At 74.1% G+C, this 1,422-nt stretch carries 1 protein-coding gene; it reads left to right on the forward strand.

Annotated features, from left to right (window positions below; translation table 11 throughout):
• The coding region (locus KN815_RS46280) for a beta-ketoacyl reductase (RefSeq protein WP_216347781.1) at positions 1-1,422 on the forward strand (1,422 nt) is incomplete at both ends.

Consider the following 1,422-nt stretch of genomic DNA (forward strand, 5'->3'; position numbering starts at 1 on the left):
GGCCGAGGGTGTGTGGGCCTCTGGTGTGGTGCGGATGCTGGCCGGGCGTGGTGTGGATGTGCGCGTGGTCGAGTCGAACGCGGCGGACCGCGCCGGGATCGCGGAGGAGCTGCGTGAGGCGGTGGGCGACGCCTCGGTGACGGGTGTGGTGTCGCTTCTGGCGCTGGACGACGCCTCGGTGACGGATGTGCTGCGGACGGCCGCGTTGGTGCAGGCGCTGGGTGATGCGGGTGTGGGTGCGGGTGTGGGTGTGGGTGCGCCGCTGTGGGTGGCGACGCGGGGCGCGGTGTCGGTGGGGCGTTCGGATGGTGCGGTGAATCCGGGCCAGACGTTGGTGTGGGGGCTTGGCCGGGTGGCGGCGTTGGAGCTGCCGGAGCGGTGGGGTGGTCTGGTCGATCTGCCGGAGTCGGTGGATGAGCGGGTGCTGGGGCGGCTGGCGGGTGTGCTGGCCGGGGCCGGTGGCGAGGATCAGGTCGCGGTGCGTGGCTCGGGTGTCTTCGGGCGCCGGCTGGAGCGGGCGGCTGTGGCGGGGTCGGCAACGGGTTCGGCCTCCGAGGGCTCCTGGTCGCCGGGTGCCGGATCGGTCCTGGTCACGGGCGGCACGGGTGCGTTGGGTGCGCATCTGGCTCGCTGGCTGGTGGAGAACGGCGCCGAGCATGTGGTGCTCACCAGCCGCCGGGGGCTGGAGGCTCCGGGTGCGGTGGAGCTGCGGGATGAGCTGGCCGCGTCGGGTGCTCGGGTGACCGTTGCCGCGTGCGATGTGGCGGACCGGGACGCGCTCGCGGAGCTGCTGGCCGGGCTTCCGGCGGAGCTTCCGCTGACCGCCGTCGTCCATGCGGCCGGTGTGCTCGACGACGGCGTACTGGACTCGCTCACGCCCGAGCGATTCGCCTCGGTGCTCCGGGCGAAGGCCGACGCCGCGCGCCATCTGGACGAGCTGACCCGCGATCTGGACCTTACGGCGTTCGTACTCTTCTCCTCGATCACCGGGTCGGTGGGTGCCGCCGGGCAGGGCAACTACGCGGCGGCCAACGCCTACTTGGACGCGCTGGCGGAGTCGCGCCGTGCGGAGGGGCTGCCCGCCACCTCGATCGCCTGGGGCCCGTGGGCCGAGGGCGGTATGGCCGGTGACGACGCCATGGAGCGGCGGATGCGCCGCGAGGGCATGCCGCCGATGGCGCCCGAATCCGCCGTTGCCGCCCTGCGGCAGGCGCTGGACCTCGATGACACGGCCGTGACGGTCGCGGACATCGACTGGGAGAACTTCACCCGCACCCTCACCGCCGTACGGCCGAGCCCGCTGATCGCCGAACTGGCGGCGGCGGAGGCCGGGCCGCGCGCCGCGACCGGCGCCGAGGCCGGAAAGGTCGTCACCGACGCCGACTCCGCCACTCCGCTCGGCGAGCGGCTGAGCGGCCTTCC

The sequence above is a fragment of the Streptomyces niphimycinicus genome (assembly GCF_018883605.1).
GTDB lineage: Bacteria > Actinomycetota > Actinomycetes > Streptomycetales > Streptomycetaceae > Streptomyces > Streptomyces niphimycinicus.